Genomic DNA, 19651 nt, shown 5'->3' on the forward strand with positions numbered 1-19651 from the left:
AGAGGCGGTAAAATGATGTTTGAATTTGTGGGGAGTGTTATAGCTTTAATTTTATTTTTATTTTCTTATATGCATTTAAAAAAGATTCGTCAATATGATACGAGTACATATTTTGATGGGATGGATGGTATCCATGCTTCGATAACACATGATAGTGGTGGGGAGATGTAAAGGTATATAACTTTATTTTCTTGCGTGGTATGATGTTTAGAACTAGTGCATAATAGAGTTCATAAGTGATGAATGGAGAGTGAAAAGAATGAAGATTTCTTTTATTCGTCATGGTCGCTTAGATTGTACTATAGAACCAATGACGGTTACATCCTTTCATGAATGGATAAAAGGATATGACTTACATACTATAAAAGAAAAACAACCTATACCATTGGAAACAAGAGAAGCGGTTGAAGTAGCGAAATTGATTGTAACGAGTGATCAAAAGTGTGCTGTACAGTCAGCAGCTGAATTAATGGATTCTTTATGTTTTATACAAAATTCTCTTTTTAGGGAAGCGGCAGTTCCGGCGAGCTTTTATGCGCCAAAATGGTTGAAGTGTAAACTTAACGTATGGATGTGTATTGGACGAGCATTATGGATACTTGGTTACCATAAAAATGTTGAATCTTATAAGGAAGTAAGAGAGAGGGCAAGGCAAGCAGCTTACGTATTACATCGTTATGCTCTCGTACATGGAAGTATTGCTCTTGTAGGTCATAATTATTTTAATTCGATGATTGGAACGGAGCTGAGGGCAATGGGATGGTCTGGTTCGCCTATTTTGCATAGAAAGCCATGGGGATGTACAACATATACGTTTCACGAGGCGATGGATGGAAATATATTAAATACGAATTTAACATAAAAGCACACGATTTATATAAATCGTGTGCTTTCTTTTTAAGATACAGAAATTTTGACGTTTAATGGTTTTACGAGATGAGCATAAGGTTCGCCTACTAGCATAACAATTTCATCTTTTTTATAACCTAACTTTTCGTATAGTGAATAGGCGCGTGTGTTTTCTAAATTAACAAGTAAAGCGATTTTTTCATGCCCTTTTTCAGTTGCATAGATTTCGGCAGCTTCAATTAATTTAGAACCGATACCTTTTCCGCCGTGTGCACTTGAAACTGATAGTGTATCAATGTAATACTCATCAAGCTCAGCTTCTTTTTCTAACGTAATTGATTCATCTTTATGTAATTCTCTTAAGTGATGTACAATTGGTGCGTCAAGCTGTGTTGCTTCACTACCGTGATAAGCGACAATAACTCCAACTGCACTCTCGTCTTGTTCATAGACAAAACAGTTTTCGTAGCTCAGACGGTTATTTTCTTTTGAGAACCATGTCTCAAGTCCTAGTAATACTTCTGCTTCATCTGTGCTACCTGTGATTTTTTCAGCAATTTCATGCAGAGCATTATACAATAAAGGAGCTATTGCCATTGCATCTGTCTTTTTTGCTTTCCGAATCATAGTATCCCTCCTAGTTCTATTTGTATATTGTAGCATAGTGGTATGGAACTTTGCATAATTGAATGCCGAAATGTTTGATATAGAGAAGTAGCTATGTTAGTATATGATATTTAGTGGACATATAGTAAAACGATATTGTTTGCGAAATAACGAAAATAAAATCATGGCATAACAACGAGATAAAGTGAAACGTTAATCAGTAAGATTTTTTGTTCATTCCACGACTGATTAGTAGTCAACACCAATCGCACTACCTGCAAATAGCGGGATAAATTTACAGTTGTTGACCTATAGAATATACGATAAAATAAAATATTGCAGAGAGGTGAAATACATGGATAAAGAATTAGCAAATACAATTTTAGATCAGCTAAAAAATGGTGAAATAAAGGAGTATGTTGTTACGAAAGATGTATTTTATACGTTCAGAGAAGTTGTTGTAAATAGAGAAGACTTTAAGCATTTCATTGGTAACGCACAGCGAGGCGGGCAAGTGATTTATACATATTCAGAAACGCCACGTTCATAAAGAGGAATTTTGATCACCAGGGCATCTCTCACTGATTAGTAGCCTTTCACCAATCGGACGTTTAATGCGGGATAAATAAAAGATAAAGGAGAGGGGAATTATGGGCGATTTTAAACAAGGCATTTTACCACATTGGGATTATATGTGGAAAGATAGAGCCGGCAATCGATTTATGGGAATGGTTATGTATCCAGAGAAACGAAAATGTTCAGCAAAAATGCTTCAGAAAATAAAAAGAGCATATGAAGAAGCAGTAGAAATTAAAGTAACTGTACAAGTTCGACATACATATCAGTACGTAGAAGGAATGATTGTATACTTTGATGAAGAGGCTCCGGTATGTACAATGATTGATAAAGATGAAAATCCGCATCATATATTTGTAAAAGATATTTTGCGCATTGAGCACTCTGAATAAACTTTTCATAAATAAATTGAAGTTCCATAATAATAATCTTTTTCTATAATAGTTATCTTTTAGTATGTAACGAGAAACGAAAGTATATGTATAATATATTTAATAAGGTAAATTTGATAAATGTAATCGTTTTTTAGAGCAGATTATAGTTTCATATCTGTTCTTTTTTGCGTGATGCTGGAGAAATATATTTCTTCAGCATCTAACGTTTTATGACAAAATATATTGTTAACTTTTTTAAAAATAAGGTTAAATTCGTTGACAACTTTTTTGAAAAGCACTTTATTGACATGAGTTTTAGAATGTTGTTTCATAGTCATTGTATTGAAAAAAAACGGCTATCATGTCGAAAAGTAAAAGTTAAAAAAAGAAAGAATTTATACATATATCTTGTGTCTTATTTTGAAACGTAATACAATATATAGAGAAATCAAGAACAACATATAGAGAATATAGATTTGAGAGGGAGGGTCGGAAATGTTAGTTGCATATGATTCTATGACAGGAAACGTGAAGCGTTTCATTCACAAATTAAATATGCCGGCCGTTCAAATTGATGAAGATCTAGTAATAGATGAAGACTTTATTCTTATTACGTATACAACAGGTTTTGGCAATGTACCAGAACGTGTTTTAGACTTTTTAGAGCGCAATAATGAAAAATTAAAAGGCGTATCTGCAAGCGGCAATCGTAACTGGGGAGACATGTTCGGTGCAAGTGCTGACAAGATTTCTACTAAATATGAAGTGCCTATTGTATCAAAATTTGAGTTATCTGGAACAAATAACGATGTAGAATATTTTAAGGAAAGGGTGCGGGAGATTGCGACACATTGAACTGAATAATGAAATCACGCAAATGCAGGACGGTTTTTATCAGCTTCATAAAGATAAAGAGGCATTAGAAGTCTTTATGGAAGAAGCTAGAGAGAATACCGTTCCTTTTAATAGCGTGGCAGAGCGAATGGAGTATATGAAAGAACATGATTACTATTACAACGTTCTGGACGAGTATAGCTTGGAGGAAGTAGAGGAAGTATATAACATCGCTTATGGTGAAAACTTCGAGTTCCAATCTTATATGGCAGCATCTAAGTTCTACAAAGATTATGCGTTAAAAACGAATGATCAAAAACAATACTTAGAAAGCTATGAAGATCGTGTAGCAATTGTTTCATTATACTTAGGACGCGGTGATGTTTCGAAGGCAAGACAATTCGCAAGCATGATTGTAAAACAAAACTACCAACCAGCGACACCAACCTTTTTAAATGCGGGAAGAAGCAGAAGAGGAGAAATGGTGTCTTGTTTCTTGTTAGAGATGGACGATAGCTTAAATTCGATCGGCTTTAACATTAATACTGCGATGCAATTATCGAAAATCGGCGGGGGAGTAGCTTTAAACTTATCTAAGCTACGCGCACGCGGTGAGCAAATTAAAGGTATCGACAACGCTGCAAGTGGCGTAGTACCTGTTATGAAATTGCTTGAAGATTCGTTTTCATATGCGAATCAGCTTGGCCAACGAAAAGGTGCCGGTGCAGTATATTTAAACATTTTCCATTGGGATATTATTGAATTCCTGGATTAATTGGTAGTCCCTCTACACAGTAATGTGTATGAGAAAACCTTGTGAACCTAACCAATAGGGTGTCGCATTAGCGGCTAACGGTATCAGTTGAATAAGGGGTAAAAGAAAAAGAACCCGCGAAGAAGCTGACTAAGAGAGCCTACGGTCCATGCAAGTGGATAGCAGGTAATACCGTGCCAAGCTTGAAAGAAATATTACTTGGGTGAAGTGGAATCTTATATTCACCGGAGGCGAGATTCCATGAACTGTGGAATTTATTTGATAATTAATAAGGAAAACAGGAAGTTTTATATTGGTAGTTCTAATAATTTTAAAGTACGATTTAAAACTCATAGAAATCAATTGAATGCTAATCGGATCATAGTAAACATTTACAAGCAGCCTGGAATTTATATGGTGAGAATAAATTTGAGTTTAAAGGGATAATTGAATTACCAGATGATAAGGACATTCTTCATAAGGTAGAGCAAAGTTTATTAAGTCAATATTATGGGAAACAGTATTGCTACAACGGACATCCTATCGCTAGAGGTGGGGCGTTGAGTGAGGAAAAGAACCATATGTATGGGAAAACCCACTCAAAGGAAGTAAAAAAGTTTCTTTCTGAAATTAATACTGGGCCTAATAATTATTGGTATGATAAACCTCAACATATGGAGAATATGAGATCTAAGATTACTAAACGATTTCATGGTAGAAAACATACTGATGAAACAAAAGAAAAAATGTCTAGATCTCGTAAAGGTAAAAAGCATACAAAAGAAACATGTATGAAGATAAGTAAAGCTCAAAAAAATCAATATAATTCAGGTAGAGAAAAACAAAAAAAGCCAATTGTTATAAATGACATTTACTATGAGTCTTTAGCAGAAGCCGGACGAGTGTTTAATGTACCTGCTAATACGATAAAATATAGAGTACTATCCAATAACTTTCCTAATTATCAATACTTTCAAGAAGGTGTAGAGACTATCGAACGCGCGTCATTAGACGAAAGCTAGTAGAGTAGGCTGGAAATAGGTACCAGTCGAAGTGCAAGGCAACCAGTTACAGGTTGATGATATAGTCCAACCTTCATAGAAATATGAAGACGAGTTGACCAAAAAAATAAATGCCGATGAGAAGAGCCGTATTCAGTCTCTATCAATCGGAATTATCGTTCCAAGTAAGTTCTTTGAGCTTGCTGAGAAAAACGAACCTTTCCATGTTTTCGCGCCTTACACGGTGTATAAAGAATACGGAAAGCATTTAGATGACATTGATATCGATGAAATGTACGATGAATTAATGAGCAATCCGAAAGTGAAGAAGAAGCCACTAGATATTAGTGCACGTGATATGCTTATTAAAATCGCTATGATTCAGCTTGAGTCTGGTTACCCATACTTAATGTTTAAATCAAATGCAAATAATCAACATCCATTGAAGGATATTGGAACTGTGAAGATGTCGAACTTATGTACAGAAATCTTCCAGCTTCAAGAAACTTCAGAAATAAATGATTACGGTACAGATGACATTATCCGTCGTGATATTAACTGTAACTTAGGATCGTTAAATATCGTAAACGTAATGGAAAATAAAGAAATTCGTGAAGCAGTTCATGCGGGAATGGAAGCTTTAACAGCTGTTTCTGATATGACGATTATTCCGAATGCACCAACTGTGAAAAAAGCAAATGACGAGCTTCATTCAGTTGGACTTGGAGCAATGAACTTACACGGATATTTAGCAAAAAATAAAATCGCTTATGAAAGTGCAGAAGCGAAAGAATTCGCTCGTACATTCTTTATGATGTTAAATTACTACTCTATTGAGAAAAGTATGGAAATCGCTACAGAAAAAGGCGAGACATTTAAGGACTTCGATAAATCTGATTATGCGAATGGCACATACTTCGAAAAGTATGAAACGACAGATTACAGCCCAGTAACTGAAAAAGTTCAGCAACTATTTGAAGGAATTCATATTCCAACAAAAGAAGATTGGACAAGTTTAAAAGAGCAAGTGCAGAAGAATGGTTTATACAACTCATATCGTCTTGCCATTGCTCCAACACAATCAATCAGTTACGTTCAAAATGCAACTTCAAGCGTAATGCCGATCGTAAGTCAAATCGAATCAAGAACATATGCGAATGCGACAACATATTATCCAATGCCGTATTTATCAAAAGATACGTTCTGGTACTATAAATCTTCTTACGATATGAATCAGTTTAAATTAATTGATTTAATCGCAGAAATTCAAGAACATATTGACCAAGGAATTAGTACAATTCTTTACGTTAATAGTGATATTTCAACACGTGAATTAGCACGTTACTACATCTATGCACATAAAAAAGGCTTAAAGAGTCTGTATTATACGAGAACACGTAAATTAAGCGTGGAAGAGTGTGTGGCTTGTACCGTTTAATGGCATATTGCCATACTAAATGAATAACCCAATAGTATGAGCAGGGTTATGAACCCTGCTCATACTTGGTTTGTTCTACTAAACGGTTAGCTTTTCATTGTTAGATGGAAATTTAACCGTTCAGTAGAACAATAATAGATATAGGGGTGATTCAATGCGCGCTGTTAACTGGAATAAAAAGGAAGATGATTTCAGTTTAATGTTTTGGAAGCAAAACATCGCTCAGTTTTGGACAGAAGAAGAAATCGCGGTTTCTTCTGACAAAAATACTTGGGTGCAATTATCGAAAGAAGAGCAAATTGCTTATAAGCGTGTATTAGGTGGTTTAACACTTTTAGATACGAAACAAGGTGGCGAAGGAATGCCACTTGTACTTGTTCATCTTGAAAATTTACAAGCGAAAAGTGTATTAGCTTTCATGGGAGCTATGGAAGAAGTACATGCGAAAAGTTATAGTCACATTTTCACAACATTAGCTACAGAAGAAGAAATTGATGATATTTTTGACTGGGTAGACAATCATCCGTTACTTGAGAAAAAAGCTGGTATTATTACTAGTTACTATCGTCGTTTATTAAAGCCTGAAGTAACGAAAAAAGAGTTATACATGGCAATGGTAGCAAGTGTGTTCTTAGAAAGTTACTTATTCTATAGTGGATTTTTCTATCCACTTTACTTAGCTGGTCAAGGTAAACTGACGGCAAGTGGTGAAATTATTAACCTTATTATCCGTTAACTTATGGCGGCTTTTGGTAGAGATACCAATTGAAAAACCCTTTTAATTGCTGGGACCCCCTATTGTAAATTTATCTGTATTATTATTGATGAATATATGCATTCAGGTTATTCTCTAACTATCAATAGATGGAAAGGAGAATAGCTGATAGGGCAATCAGCAGCGAAGCCTTTATCTAGCGATAACATGTACGGAATTTACTATTTAAAAATCAATGGGAAGTATTATATTGGTAAAGATGTGAACGTTTCAAATTTAAAACGAATTAGGGAACATATGTGGATGTTAAAGAGTGGTACACATTATAATAGGTATTTACAAGCAGTATACTGTAAATATGAATCCACTTTAGAATATGGAATTCTAGAGGAAATAGAATGTTCATTGGAAGAATTGAGTGAGATTGAGCAACAGTATATTTGGCTGTATGATTCTTATAATAATGGCTATAACTTGACGTTAGGCGGAGAAGGATTGGGTGGAATTAAATTCACTGAAGAACAATTAGAGAAGAAAAGGCAACGTGTTATAGGTGAAAAAAATCCACAATCAAAAATTACAGATGCACAATTTTTTGAGATTGTAGAACTACTAAAGTGCGGAAAGACAAATCCAGAAATTGCTGATATGTATAATCTTCATCCTAATTATGTATCTTTAATTCGACATAAGAAACGTTATAAATATCTTTGGGGAAAAGTGCAAAATTATATGCCGGTTAAATCTGAACACCAACTGAAAACAAGGGGACGTGTGACTCTTGAAATGTTTTTGGATATCGTTCAGATGCTACAAGCCGGTGAATCTAATGCATCCATTGAAAGAAAACATGGGTTATCGAGCGGCACAGGAAGCCGTATCAGACATCGAAAACTGTATAAACAGTGGTGGGTGCGATACGTAGATAAAGGAACGTTCAACGACTATCCCAATGGCGGTGAAATTCCGCAAGAGGAGTAGGGCCAAGCGGTGGGTGAGAATCCCTTAAATCGAAATGGAGGGCTACCTGAGAAGGTAGATGATATAGTCTCTTCTTACAGGAAACTGTAAGCTGTATAAACGGCATAGGAGTAGCGAACTTATGTGAAGGTAAAGGATGAGTCAATTCACGGCGTATTCGTCGGTATTTTAGCACAACAAATCTTCGCAGAACTTTCTGCAGAAGAGCAACAAGAAGTGCAAAAAGAAACACAAGAGTTATTAATGGAACTATATGAAATTGAAATGGCCTATACAGAAGAAATTTACACTTCTATCGGTCTTGTAGAAGATGTAAATCGTTTCGTTCGTTACAATGCGAATAAAGGGCTTATGAACTTAGGACTTGAGCCGAAGTTTGAAGAAGAAGAAATTAACCCAATCGTTTTAAATGGTTTACGTACAGATACGAAAAACCATGATTTCTTCTCTGTAAAAGGAAATGGTTACGTAAAAGCAACGAACGTTGAAAAGTTAGCTGACGATGACTTCGTGTTTAACTTTTAATATAGGATTATAAAGAAAAACTGTCTTATTCATTGATAAGACAGTTTTTCTTTATAATTTTGTTTACATAACACTATTATTTTTGTATAGCGATTTATATTTGGGAAGTTCTATTCGTTTAACGGATAGAACTTTTTTGTAATTAAATGGGTATTTACAAACTTTTTGTATCGGTGTATTATTTAACTAGTACACTGATACAAAAGGAGGGAAGAAATGAAAATAGAGTTTTCTCCAAATACACCAATTTACATTCAGGTAATGGAATACATAAAAAAAGAGATCGTAACAGGACATTTATTACCTGGTGATAAAATTCCCTCTGTCCGTGAATTAGCGAGTGAATTACAAGTGAATCCAAATACGATTCAGCGTACATTTCAAGAGCTAGAACGGGATGGAGTTGTTGTCACACGTAGAGGAATGGGACGGTATGTAACGAATGAAGGGGAGAAAATTATGGAGCTGCGAAAAGAGATGGCGAAAGAATTACTTCATTCTTTTATAGATGGAATGGACAATTTAGGTTTTTCAGAAGAAGAAATTCTTACAATTCTTCGTTCTTCATTACATGATAAGAGGGAGGAGAGCCAATGACAGAGCTATTGAAAATAGAAAACTTATGGAAGAGATACGGATTAAAAGCAGTGATCCGTGAATTAAACATAGAGATTACGGAAGGGAAAATCGTTGGGCTTGTTGGAGATAACGGGAGCGGGAAAACGACGTTATTGAAAATGATTGCAGGCTTGCAACACCCTTCTGAAGGTAGTATTACAATAGACGGTAAAAAGGTAGGGTTACAGACGAAAGAAATTGTTTCATTTATGTCCGATAAGCCAATCTTTGATGATTGGATGACTGTAAAAGACGCTTTATTTTTCTACCGAGATTTTTATAAAGACTTCGATATTCAAAAAGCGGTAGATACGATTGCAGAATTTAAAATACCGTTAGAAGAAAAAATTACAGCATTGTCAAAAGGTATGGTTGAGAAGCTGCAGATTATTTTAACGTTTTCTCGAAAAGCGAAGCTATATGTACTGGATGAGCCATTGGGCGGGATTGATCTTGTTTCTAGAGAACATGTACTTGAGTTAATACTTAAATTTTATCGTGAAGATTGTACGCTACTTATATCGACTCATTTAATAAGAGAAATCGAAAATATATTCGATGAAGTAATCTTTTTGAAAGATGGAGAAATAATATTGCATGAAAATGTGGAAGAACTACGATTTCAAAAGGGTAAAGCAGTACATGAGCTGTTTAAGGAGGCCTATGAGAAATGAGTCAGCTTTTTCTTTATCTATATAATTGTAATAAGAGAAAGATAGCCATTATTTACTTTGGTTTTATTACAGTTTCATTAATTCTTTTATTTAATATGAAAGGAGTTTCAGGAGTTAGAATTTCAGGTAGGCAAGATATAATTATTATTATATTCTTTATCGTACTAGGTATAAATGGATTTGCAATTCTTTTAACAGGTATATCGTCTTTTCGGAAAATGTTAAAAAACTCTATGCTACGTTATACTTCTATTTCAGCAAAAAAGTATATATGTGCAAATAGTTTATTCTGTGTACTACTCTTTATGATTTTGCTAGGAATAGGAATCATTTTTCTATACTATTTTTCTTTAAATATTTACAATGGAAAAACTAATTTAGGTATTCAGCAAGCAATACACAGTTTATATAATTATGGAATATTACATCATATGTTATCTATTTTCTTATGGGGACTAGATTTTCTTAATATGCTAGTTTCTATTTATTTCATTATAGTAATTGTAAAACTATTAAATGTGAAATCATCTATGAATAAAGTTGCTTGTTTAGTTTTATTCGTCATTTTTACCGCATTTAATGGAGGAATAACGTATATTTTTCAGCAAATAGAAAAGTATGTGTTTGCTATAAATAATATTGGATTTATAGATCAAAATGGTTTTTTTAATACATCATTTTATTCTGGTACAGAGGTTACAATTTTAAATCTATTTTTTAATTGTTTATTAACAATTATATTACTAGTAGTTACAGGTCACATAGTCGATAAAAAACTAGAAGTCTAAAGGAGGAATCAGCATTGGGAAACGTAGTAGTAAAGTTAGAGAATGTTCGAAAAAAGATTGGTGGAACGGAAATTATTCGTGGTTTATCATTTGAGGTTCGTGAAGGAGAAGTATACGGATTCCTTGGACCGAACGGTAGCGGTAAGACGACGACAATCCGTATGATGACAGGTCTTATTTCAATGACAGAGGGCGATATTACAATTTGTGGACATAGTATTCGCTCGGAGCGTGAAAAGGCACTAGAGCAAATTGGAGCGATTGTAGAAAATCCTGAACTATATGATTATATGACAGGAATGCAAAACTTAAAGCATTTTGCGAACATGGCCATTACACCAATTAGTAAAGAGCGCATTGCTGAGATTGTAAAGCTTGTTGAGTTAGAGCATGCGATTCATAAAAAGGTGAAAACATATTCACTTGGTATGAAACAACGTTTAGGAATTGCACAGGCATTACTGCATCAGCCGAAAATCTTAATTTTAGATGAACCGACAAATGGATTAGATCCAGCTGGTATTCGCCAAATTCGTGATTATTTACAACGTTTAGCGAAAGAAGAGAATATTGCTGTAATCGTATCAAGTCACTTATTGAGTGAAATTGAATTAATGTGTGATCGCGTCGTTATTATTAAACAAGGTGAGTTTGTACAAGAGTACAACTTACATGAAAAAGTGAAACATGATGAGGCAGTCGTTGTAGCGTTTGAAGTAGATGAAGTTCAGAAAGCAAATGAAATCATTAAAGGTAAAGCAAAAGGGAATGTAATTGTAGCATCTGTAACAAAAGACAACATTCCGCAACTTGTAAAAAAACTTGTTCATGCTGATGTGCTTGTATACGGAGTTACTGTTCAAAATAAAACGTTAGAGGATGAGTTCTTAGCGATTACTGGGGGAGTGAAAGCGTAATGTTTAAATTAATTCAAAATGAATTTTTAAAGTTGCATGCGAAAAAAGGTATGTATATTTTAATGGGTGTCATTGCGGCACTCGAAATTTTAGGTACTTTAGCAATGTTGAAGTGGGGAAAAGGTGATGAGTTTAAGGGATCATATTTAGATTATGCAAACTCAGAGATTGGCTTAATTGTTTTATTTACAACGATTTTTGGGATTACACTTGCTGCCCGTACTCTTACTGATGAGTTCCAAAAAGGTACAATTAAACAATTGTTAATTCGTCCAAGAAAAAGACTTGCAGTTTTATTTTCTAAATATATTACAGTGTTATTAGCAATGTTATTTATCGTATTAGCTGGTATGCTAATTGCAATGATTATTGGCGGTATTGTAATGGATGGTAGTAAAACAGAATTAACATTAGGAATCGTTATGAAGTCCACTTTATATCAACTACTTTCACCGTTCTTTTTTGCAACACTTGCATTTTTCCTAGCAAATGTCTTTAGAAAATCTGTATTACCATTAATTATTACGATGTTCCTATTCTTCTTACAAGGTGCAATTAATATGGTATTAATAATGTTTGCAAAAGGTGTAGCGAAGTTTGTAGTATTCAACCATTTGGATTTAAGAGCTTACGATAGTAATAAATTAATCAATGGTGGAATGGAACCAACATTTACAGAATTTACGTTTACAACTTCATTATTACTTGTAGCTGCATACTTTGTTGTGTTACTTGTAGCATCAAGTGCATTATTCCAAAAACGTGACGTATTATAATAAAAGAAATCCCCGCTTGTAAAAACGGGGATTTTTATTACATAAATTTCACTTGGATTGCAACTTGAAGAACAGCGATATGGTATTTTAAGAGCTATGTTGTTTGAAAGTAATTGAGAAAAATAGGAAGAGTTTCAACTATATTCATATTATAATGTAGTTATCCGACCATTTACTTTTACTATCTTTGGAGGTGTTCTATATGCACTATGCATTTTCACGTATAAGGCTACGTAGCTTTTTTGGATGGATGATTATAGGGGTGTTCCTTATAATGATACCATTAGGTCTAGCAAATGTTTCTGAGAATACGATGGAGGTTATTTCACAAATAACTGTATTTTTTGTATTTCCGTTACTTTGGCTATACGTAAAAACAAATAAAAATAATATTGTATTTAACAGTTTTTTTGATAAGCCAGGACGTTTATCTTGGGGGTTAATTGTATTAGCAACGATAATGGGGATGATTTTTTCAGTTGGCATATCTCAGATTCAATTTTACATATTAGCACATACGTTACCGAATTTCTTAGTTACTATGCTAGAAGACGGAAATGTTATTAATACGAGTAACGTATATATGACGATATTTACTTTCATTTCAGCATGTGTGTTAGCACCTATTATGGAAGAGGTTATTTTTAGGGGATTTTTCTTACAGCGAATGGCTCATAAATGGGGAATCAAAAAAGCTGTAATTATATCTTCAATTATTTTTGGCCTAGGACATTTTGATGTTATTGGTGCGTTCATGTTTGGTGTCGTTATGTGTCTTTTATACATAAAGACAAAAAATATATGGACGAATATAGCTGTGCACGCTCTAAATAATTTGATTGCAACAAGTATGCAATTTTTCGGTGGAGAAGAAAGTGGTACAATCTCAATTACTGAATTACAAGCGCAAAGTAATTTATGGATTGGTATCGGTCTTACAGTTGTTGGATTACTATGGTTAATTCCGTATGTTTGGAAACAATGGCGTACAGTAAAAGAAGTTGGCGTGCCACCAGTACGTTTTATAAATGAGCAAAAAGTAGTGAATTCATCACAAGAAAATGAAGTGTATAGTCAAGTGATCGTAACCGATAGATTGATGGCCATAGAGTTACCAGATGAGGCTGTAAATAAGCTTCGGTTAGAAGAAAATGATTATGTAACAGTAGCTGTAGAAGAAGATAAAATCGTTATAAAGAAAGCACATAATAGATAATTAAAAAGTAGCTCTTAGGAGCTACTTTTTAATTTGTAATAATTTCTACACGAAAATTATTACCGTTCTTTACATATTTAATATCTGTAACAGTGCGGACTGTCTTTAAAATCTCCACTTTTTCACCAATTCGCGGGATGGTCGGAACATTGTCCCAAATACCAAGCAAGTCATCTAATTGTGCCGTTTTTTCATAAAACCAGATTTTCAATGTAAAGCCCCTTTCTCGAATATTATGTATTTTAATACATAATATATTATTTTTATTCTTATTGTAAGGGGTTTTTTTATAATTTATGAATAAAAATAAATTAATCTTCTGGGAAGATATGTTCAATATCAGGAGTAAGAGATACTTCTGATAATACGATATGAGAAACTGTCGTTGCATATGAAGAAACATCATTGATAAATTCTTCAAGTTCAACGAGTGAAGGAACAGAAATTTTTACAATGTAGCATAAGCTTCCTGTTACTCGGTAACAAAAACTTGCAGATGGATAAGACTGAATAAACTGTTGCATACGTGTTGTATCACCATTTTTTAAAGTGATTTCTAAAATACAATCTAAAACTAGTCCTGCTTTTTTATAGTCGATATCGATTGTATATTTTTGAATAACGCCTTCACTTTCAAGTTTACGAACACGTTCTGCAGTAGACGGAGCAGATAAGTTTACTCGTTTCGCCAATTCACGCATAGAAAGGCGACTATCATTATATAATTCATTTAAAATTTTTCGATCAACACGGTCTAGTTGCATTTGTAAATATACCTCCAGTAAAATAATGATTTTTGTAAAGGAAAAATATAAATTAAGATTCATATGAAATGTAAAGTGAACGTTATTTATTTTACAATAAAACAGAAGGAAATAGGAGGGGAAATGATGGAGAGAATTTCATTATCAAATGTAGGAGATACAAAGTTTCAAAAGTTATTAGGGCATAATTCGGATATATTACACTCGTGGAGTAAGTTAGAAGATACACTGTACAATAAAGGAACTCTTTCAGCAGAGTTGAAGGAGCAAGTGAGAAGAACATTAGCGTATGGGAATGAATGTCCGTACTGTATGGCAAAGGGAAGACCTGATGATGTGCAAAAGGCAGAGGAGATTGGTGTAGCTGTTACTTTTGCGCATACATTTGTTCATGACCGAAAAGCAATAGATGATAATATGTTTCACGTATTAAAACAATATTGGACAGAAAAAGAAATTGTAGAGCTTTGCGCCTATGTTTGCTTTATTACTGCGTCACAACAACTTGGTTTTCTATTTCAATTACAGCCAAATTAAGGGGGAAATGATGACAAATCAAATAGCACTTATCATAATCGATGTACAAAAGGCATTTCAATTACCAGATTGGGGCGAGAGAAATAATATTTTTGCTGAAGAAAACATGAGAATTTTGTTAGAAGAATGGAGAAAAAGGGAACGACCAGTTTTTCATATTCAACATGTAAATAAAGAAAATGCTCAGTCAATGTTTTATGAGAGAGCGGAAACGGTAAACTTTAAAGAAGAAGTGCAACCACTACTTGATGAAGTGGTTATTCAGAAATTCGTTAACAGCGCGTTCATTGGGACAAATTTAGAAGAGCAATTAAGAAAGAACAAATGTAATGCAGTAGTGGTTGTAGGATTAACGACAAATCATTGCGTGGAAACTACGACACGAATGGCAGGGAATTTAGGATTTACAACATATTTAGTGAGTGATGCAACGGCTACGTTTAACCGTAAAGGTTTAGATGGTAAGGAGTATAGTGCAGAGGATATTCACAATATGACACTTGTAAATTTACATGAAGAGTTTGCTACGATTGTGACGACAAAAGAAGTGTTAAAATTATTTTAAGAAAATAATTGCGAATTATGTAGAAAAAAATAAGAATATTTCGTATAATCTAAGTACAATCATTTTGAAAATAGGGGTGGCATCATATGGAGCAAATTTCAGTAAAGAAATTAGAAGAGGTACTTGTTGTAGCAGGGGATGATAAACAGAAGCAAAAGGAATTTTATGAATTGCTCTTATCTACTGAGTTTTATGTTGCTGGTTCACTAGAAGCAGAGGACGGGGCAACAGAAGGAATACTTCGTTTGCGTCATTTCCAAGGAGAAGGTAGATGGATCGTTCCGTTCTTTACACAAATGGAATTTGTAAAAGATGTGTTGCCAGAAGGAACGCCCCTTATTACGATACGTGGGAAAGAGTTATTTGGTAGCATTGAGAAAGATGCTACAGCTGTATTAAATGTTGGCACTGATATAAGTAAAACATTTATTCCAGAAGAAATTGCAGATATCGCATCTGGACGAATTTTTAATTATTATAAGTAAAAGGAAAAGCGTAATCGCTTTTCCTTTTACTTTTTAATTTGAATATGAAGTGGCTATACCAGAAGAAATAGAGACTGTTTTATTATTCGTGTTTATTGTCGCTGTAGCTCCAAGTGGAATACCGATGTTTGGACTTATATGTCCAATTGGTAAATCGAATAGGACAGGTATATGATATGGCGCGAAATATTCATATAATATTGTTTGCAATGATTGAGAGGGCTTTGAAGGAGTGCAGTCGTGACAACTTGTGAAAATAACGCCCCTGCATTCATTAAACTTTCCAGATAAAAGTAGCTGATTTAACATACGGTCAATGCGGTACGGTTCTTCACCAATGTCTTCAAGTAATAAAAGTGTATTGTTCGTAATTATCTCGTAGGGCGAGCCAATTATACTTGTTAACACAGCTAAATTTCCTCCAACTAACGTACTTGTAACTGTACTGTGAGAGCTAGGTACGATACATTCTGATGCAGATAAAATGGTTGAATACGGATGGAATAGCTGATTAAAAGAGGATAAAGATAGGGAATCAATACCTTTTCCTAGTTCTTCAATCATCGGACCATGAAATGTTATAAGCTTTGCATAACGTGAAACAGCAGTATGTAAAGCTGTAATATCGCTATATCCCCAAAAGATTTTTGGATTTTGCCTAATAACTTCATATTGAATGTGAGGAAGAAGACGAGCACTTCCATAACCACCTCGTGCACAAAAAATTGCCTTCACTTCATTATTTGTAAATGCTTCATGTATATCGTCAAGCCGAACTTGATCACTTCCGGCTAAAAATCCATATTTCTCGTAAACACTCTTCCCGATTATTACGGATAACCCCATCTCTTGTAATACATTCACACCTTTTAATACACTTTCGATTGTAGGTGGACCAGATGGTGCAATAATCATTACTGTATCACCTTGTTTTAATGCATTTGGATAAATCATTAAGCTCAGCCTCCTTCTCTTTCAATATATTCGCTTCATATGAAGTTCAACCCTTGCAAAAGCAGGGGAAAGCTTATCAAATAAAGAAGATATAAAGGAAATAGGAGGGGAAATGATGTTTACAAGTCGAGTAACAGACATATTAAAAATTGAGTATCCCGTTGTTCAAGCCGGTATGGCAGGCGCGATTACGACGCCAGAACTTGTTGCAGCAGTAAGTAATAGTGGAGGATTAGGGACGCTTGGAGCCGGCTATATGAGCCCAGAACAAATTCGTGAAGCGATTTATAGAATAAGAGAACTAACAGATAAGCCTTTCGGTGTTAATTTACTTGTAACGAAAGAGATAGAAATAGAAGAAGAGAAGGTAAATGAGGCGAAAGTATTACTAAGCGGAGTGAATAGAGAATTAGGTATAGAAGTAGAAGGAACGTTAAAGCTTCCAAAAAGCTATAAGGAACAATTACAAGTGCTATTAGATGAAAAAGTACCGGTCGTTAGCTTTGCATTTCAAACGTTAGAAAAAGAAGAAATAAATGATTTAAAAAGAAGTGGAATAAAAGTTATCGGAACAGCTACCCATGTGAAGGAAGCGAAAGTACTTGCTGAACTAGGAGTAGATATTATTATTGGGCAAGGTAGCGAAGCAGGAGGGCATAGAGGAACGTTTATTGGGAAAGAACGAGATGCTATGATTGGTACTTTTGCGTTAATACCTCAGTTAGTAGGGGTTATTCCGCATATCCCAATTGTCGCAGCAGGTGGTGTAATGAACGGACAAGGGCTTGTTGCGGCATTGGCACTAGGAGCAGAAGGTGTTCAAATGGGATCAGCCTTTTTAACAAGTGAAGAGAGTATTACGCACGATGTGTATAAAGAAGCGGTTTTACATAGTACAGATACGAGCACAACTGTAACTCGTGCGTTTTCCGGGAAATATGCACGCGGTATTCGGAATGAATTTATAGAAAGATATGAAGGAAAAGAAGAAGGGCTTCCGATGTATCCAGTGCAAAACGTATTAACTTCTAAAATACGCCAAGAGGCAGCGAAGCAAAATAAGGAAGAATATATGTCACTTTGGGCAGGACAGGCAGCATCATTGGCACGAATCGAATCAGCTCAGCATGTAGTGGAGCGAGTTATGAAAGAAGCGGCGAATGCAATCGAGCAATTACAAAATATATACAAAAAGACCACTTGAGTAATTCAAGCGGTCTTTTCGTTAGTTTGCTTTATAAAATTGTTGGATGGCTTCGTCGATGTAAACCCAGCCTTTCCAACCTAAGTGCATATGATCTTTTAAGAAGTATTTATCGTATTCATGATTTGAGAAGTCGGCAATTGGATAACCAGCTTTTTCAATTTGCTCATGAACTTTCTTATAGTATGCTTCGCGGCGTTCTTTCGGGAAGCCAGCGTAGTCGTACCAAGGACCTTTGACAGGAACAGAAATGAAGAGTGGTTTTGCACCAGATTGTTTTAATAAATCAAGTACAATTTGTAAATCTTCATATTCTGGCGATTGGTCATAAGCATCATTTTTTAAGTAACCTTCACGTTGCTTTAATTTTTTCTTAATTTTGCTATTGAAGTAACCATCTTCGATACCATATTCATTAGATCCAGATTCTGCTGCACCTGTTTGATCCGCATGTTTACGAGCCTCTTCCCAGTTCATTTGTTTTAATGAAGGATCGAGCTTCTCTTTATGCGGTTTAATATTAAACATAGCTGTAAATAAATCTTTACGATCTAAAATGTTACGGTAAATATAAGCGAAAGGTTTAGCAGCAAGTGCTTTTACTTTATACTTCGTATCATCATAAGCGATACCTTCAAGCGAAATTTTTAATAAAGTTTCTTTTTTTACAATCTCAAAGTTTAATAAACGCTTTGCAATTTGTTTTTTCATTTCAGGTTTTAAATCATTGTTGAAAATGAAGTGGTAACCTTGTTGTTTTGAAAAGTTAGGTGCAAAGTGCGTTTCGTCAATACCTTGTGGTACAAACCATTGCGGAGAAAGAACGAATACCATTTTCTTATCTTTCAATTGATCCATTGTAGATGCGAAGTTTAATACATGTACAAGGTCTTGTGTTCCGCCGCGTCCAAGAAGGAATGGCGTAAATCCTTCAGGCTTTACTTTAAAATAATTAGATGGATGGAAAGCATCCATACGTGCGAATTCCGATGAACCGTACATCGGAAGATATTTTGGATCTGCTAACATCTTTTGCTGTAAAATCATACTTTGAATTTTTTCTTCTTTTAAAGAAGTAGCAGCTTGTTCTACTTTTTCATCACTTAAAAGTGGAAGTAGGAAGCGCGTTGGAATAAGTAAGAATACAGCAAAAAGGGCCAATGCTAAAAGCATCGGACCAAATTTTGCTTTGTTCATCGGATTTCTTCCAACTTTTTAATAACCATGTTTGGTGTAGCCCACTCGTCACGGTCAAAATCAGAAATAGAAACTTCAATATCTAAACGCTCTTGGAATTCAACTAATAAAGATACTACAGCGAAAGAATCAAGGATACCTTCTTCAAATAATTGAACATCTAAGTTTTCTTTCACAATATCATTTTCACATACTTCTTCTAAAATATCTAATACTTGCTCTTTGAATTCTGCCATTTTTAAAATCTCCTTTATATCCGAAATTATTATATGTGCAACTTCTTAATGGAATAAGAAGGGTGCA

At 34.5% G+C, this 19651-nt stretch carries 22 protein-coding genes and 5 pseudogenes; 21 read left to right on the forward strand and 6 right to left on the reverse strand.

Annotated features, from left to right (window positions below; translation table 11 throughout):
• Nucleotides 1-15 precede the first annotated feature (15 nt).
• Both MR136_RS20330 and MR136_RS20335 read left to right on the forward strand, forming a co-directional pair.
• Nucleotides 16-171, forward strand: a complete 156-nt coding sequence (locus MR136_RS20330) for a hypothetical protein (RefSeq protein ID WP_000461432.1) — start codon at nt 16-18, stop codon at nt 169-171.
• Nucleotides 172-259: 88 nt separating this feature from the next.
• Nucleotides 260-862, forward strand: coding sequence for a hypothetical protein (locus MR136_RS20335; RefSeq protein WP_017673700.1), 603 nt, complete (start codon nt 260-262; stop codon nt 860-862).
• A gap of 35 nt (nt 863-897) precedes the next feature.
• On the opposite strand, the gene MR136_RS20340 is transcribed toward MR136_RS20335, so the two are convergent.
• On the reverse strand, nt 898-1476 hold the full coding sequence (locus tag MR136_RS20340) for a GNAT family N-acetyltransferase (protein WP_000619542.1): 579 nt from the start codon (nt 1474-1476) through the stop codon (nt 898-900).
• Between the two features lie 334 nt (nt 1477-1810).
• Between MR136_RS20340 and MR136_RS20345 the strand changes: the two genes are divergently transcribed.
• From MR136_RS20345 to MR136_RS20415, 15 genes and pseudogenes are all read left to right on the forward strand, one after another.
• Nucleotides 1811-2005, forward strand: coding sequence for a hypothetical protein (locus tag MR136_RS20345; RefSeq protein WP_000356684.1), 195 nt, complete (start codon nt 1811-1813; stop codon nt 2003-2005).
• A 100-nt stretch (nt 2006-2105) separates the two neighbouring features.
• On the forward strand, nt 2106-2423 hold the full coding sequence (locus tag MR136_RS20350; RefSeq protein WP_000502205.1) for a hypothetical protein: 318 nt from the start codon (nt 2106-2108) through the stop codon (nt 2421-2423).
• 477 nt (nt 2424-2900) lie between these two features.
• A complete protein-coding gene (gene nrdI, locus MR136_RS20355; protein WP_000959447.1) occupies nt 2901-3260 on the forward strand; it encodes a class Ib ribonucleoside-diphosphate reductase assembly flavoprotein NrdI in 360 nt (119 codons plus the stop codon).
• Nucleotides 3247-4011: pseudogene (locus MR136_RS20360) on the forward strand (ribonucleotide reductase N-terminal alpha domain-containing protein); the annotation flags it as partial. The gene nrdI and the pseudogene MR136_RS20360, both read left to right, overlap by 14 nt.
• Before the next feature lie 243 nt (nt 4012-4254).
• Nucleotides 4255-5015, forward strand: a pseudogene (locus tag MR136_RS20365) (group I intron GIY-YIG endonuclease).
• Between the two features lie 97 nt (nt 5016-5112).
• Nucleotides 5113-6432: pseudogene (locus tag MR136_RS20370) on the forward strand (ribonucleoside-diphosphate reductase subunit alpha); the annotation flags it as partial.
• A gap of 154 nt (nt 6433-6586) precedes the next feature.
• A pseudogene (locus tag MR136_RS20375) lies at nt 6587-7165 on the forward strand (ribonucleotide-diphosphate reductase subunit beta); the annotation flags it as partial.
• Between the two features lie 189 nt (nt 7166-7354).
• Nucleotides 7355-8128: a GIY-YIG nuclease family protein gene (locus MR136_RS20380; protein WP_000274263.1), complete on the forward strand. Its 774-nt coding sequence runs from the start codon at nt 7355-7357 to the stop codon at nt 8126-8128.
• A 129-nt stretch (nt 8129-8257) separates the two neighbouring features.
• Nucleotides 8258-8653 (forward strand): annotated as a pseudogene (locus MR136_RS20385) (ribonucleotide-diphosphate reductase subunit beta); the annotation flags it as partial.
• A 216-nt stretch (nt 8654-8869) separates the two neighbouring features.
• Nucleotides 8870-9250, forward strand: a complete 381-nt coding sequence (locus MR136_RS20390) for a GntR family transcriptional regulator (RefSeq protein ID WP_000687512.1) — start codon at nt 8870-8872, stop codon at nt 9248-9250.
• On the forward strand, nt 9247-9945 hold the full coding sequence (locus MR136_RS20395) for an ABC transporter ATP-binding protein (protein WP_000137738.1): 699 nt from the start codon (nt 9247-9249) through the stop codon (nt 9943-9945). The genes MR136_RS20390 and MR136_RS20395 overlap by 4 nt, the downstream gene beginning before the upstream one ends.
• The gene (locus tag MR136_RS20400; protein WP_242259567.1) at nt 9942-10733 is read left to right on the forward strand and encodes an ABC transporter permease; all 792 of its coding nucleotides are present in this window, start codon (nt 9942-9944) and stop codon (nt 10731-10733) included. Before MR136_RS20395 ends, MR136_RS20400 begins: the two co-directional genes overlap by 4 nt.
• Before the next feature lie 14 nt (nt 10734-10747).
• A complete protein-coding gene (locus MR136_RS20405) occupies nt 10748-11650 on the forward strand; it encodes an ABC transporter ATP-binding protein (protein ID WP_000528788.1) in 903 nt (300 codons plus the stop codon).
• Nucleotides 11650-12426, forward strand: coding sequence for an ABC transporter permease (locus MR136_RS20410; protein WP_000475456.1), 777 nt, complete (start codon nt 11650-11652; stop codon nt 12424-12426). Before MR136_RS20405 ends, MR136_RS20410 begins: the two co-directional genes overlap by 1 nt.
• 202 nt (nt 12427-12628) lie before the next feature.
• A complete protein-coding gene (locus MR136_RS20415) occupies nt 12629-13642 on the forward strand; it encodes a CPBP family intramembrane glutamic endopeptidase (protein WP_000558808.1) in 1014 nt (337 codons plus the stop codon).
• 28 nt (nt 13643-13670) lie between these two features.
• Here MR136_RS20415 and MR136_RS20420 read toward each other — a convergent pair whose 3' ends face one another.
• Both MR136_RS20420 and MR136_RS20425 read right to left on the reverse strand, forming a co-directional pair.
• The gene (locus MR136_RS20420) at nt 13671-13853 is read right to left on the reverse strand and encodes a DUF3913 family protein (RefSeq protein ID WP_000707107.1); all 183 of its coding nucleotides are present in this window, start codon (nt 13851-13853) and stop codon (nt 13671-13673) included.
• A 100-nt stretch (nt 13854-13953) separates the two neighbouring features.
• Nucleotides 13954-14406, reverse strand: a complete 453-nt coding sequence (locus tag MR136_RS20425; RefSeq protein ID WP_001175498.1) for an Lrp/AsnC family transcriptional regulator — start codon at nt 14404-14406, stop codon at nt 13954-13956.
• A 123-nt stretch (nt 14407-14529) separates the two neighbouring features.
• Here MR136_RS20425 and MR136_RS20430 point away from each other — a divergent pair, with 123 nt between their 5' ends.
• From MR136_RS20430 to MR136_RS20440, 3 genes are all read left to right on the forward strand, one after another.
• Nucleotides 14530-14943, forward strand: coding sequence for a carboxymuconolactone decarboxylase family protein (locus MR136_RS20430; protein WP_128809297.1), 414 nt, complete (start codon nt 14530-14532; stop codon nt 14941-14943).
• 10 nt (nt 14944-14953) lie between these two features.
• Nucleotides 14954-15508, forward strand: coding sequence for a cysteine hydrolase family protein (locus MR136_RS20435; RefSeq protein WP_000184427.1), 555 nt, complete (start codon nt 14954-14956; stop codon nt 15506-15508).
• Between the two features lie 86 nt (nt 15509-15594).
• Nucleotides 15595-15993, forward strand: a complete 399-nt coding sequence (locus MR136_RS20440) for an SseB family protein (protein WP_000435265.1) — start codon at nt 15595-15597, stop codon at nt 15991-15993.
• Nucleotides 15994-16026: 33 nt separating this feature from the next.
• On the opposite strand, the gene MR136_RS20445 is transcribed toward MR136_RS20440, so the two are convergent.
• The gene (locus tag MR136_RS20445) at nt 16027-16947 is read right to left on the reverse strand and encodes a S66 peptidase family protein (RefSeq protein ID WP_000640079.1); all 921 of its coding nucleotides are present in this window, start codon (nt 16945-16947) and stop codon (nt 16027-16029) included.
• 115 nt (nt 16948-17062) lie between these two features.
• Here MR136_RS20445 and MR136_RS20450 point away from each other — a divergent pair, with 115 nt between their 5' ends.
• Nucleotides 17063-18151, forward strand: coding sequence for an NAD(P)H-dependent flavin oxidoreductase (locus MR136_RS20450; protein WP_017673706.1), 1089 nt, complete (start codon nt 17063-17065; stop codon nt 18149-18151).
• 21 nt (nt 18152-18172) lie between these two features.
• Here the strand turns inward: MR136_RS20450 and dltD are convergent, their stop codons facing one another.
• Together dltD and dltC are read right to left on the reverse strand one after the other, a co-directional pair.
• A complete protein-coding gene (gene dltD, locus MR136_RS20455; protein ID WP_001030268.1) occupies nt 18173-19348 on the reverse strand; it encodes a D-alanyl-lipoteichoic acid biosynthesis protein DltD in 1176 nt (391 codons plus the stop codon).
• On the reverse strand, nt 19345-19584 hold the full coding sequence (gene dltC / locus MR136_RS20460) for a D-alanine--poly(phosphoribitol) ligase subunit DltC (RefSeq protein WP_000807310.1): 240 nt from the start codon (nt 19582-19584) through the stop codon (nt 19345-19347). The genes dltD and dltC overlap by 4 nt, the downstream gene beginning before the upstream one ends.
• Between the last annotated feature and the right edge of the window lie 67 nt (nt 19585-19651).

Origin of the sequence: Bacillus cereus group sp. BfR-BA-01311, from assembly GCF_022664295.1 — a bacterium.
Lineage (GTDB): Bacteria > Bacillota > Bacilli > Bacillales > Bacillaceae_G > Bacillus_A > Bacillus_A cereus.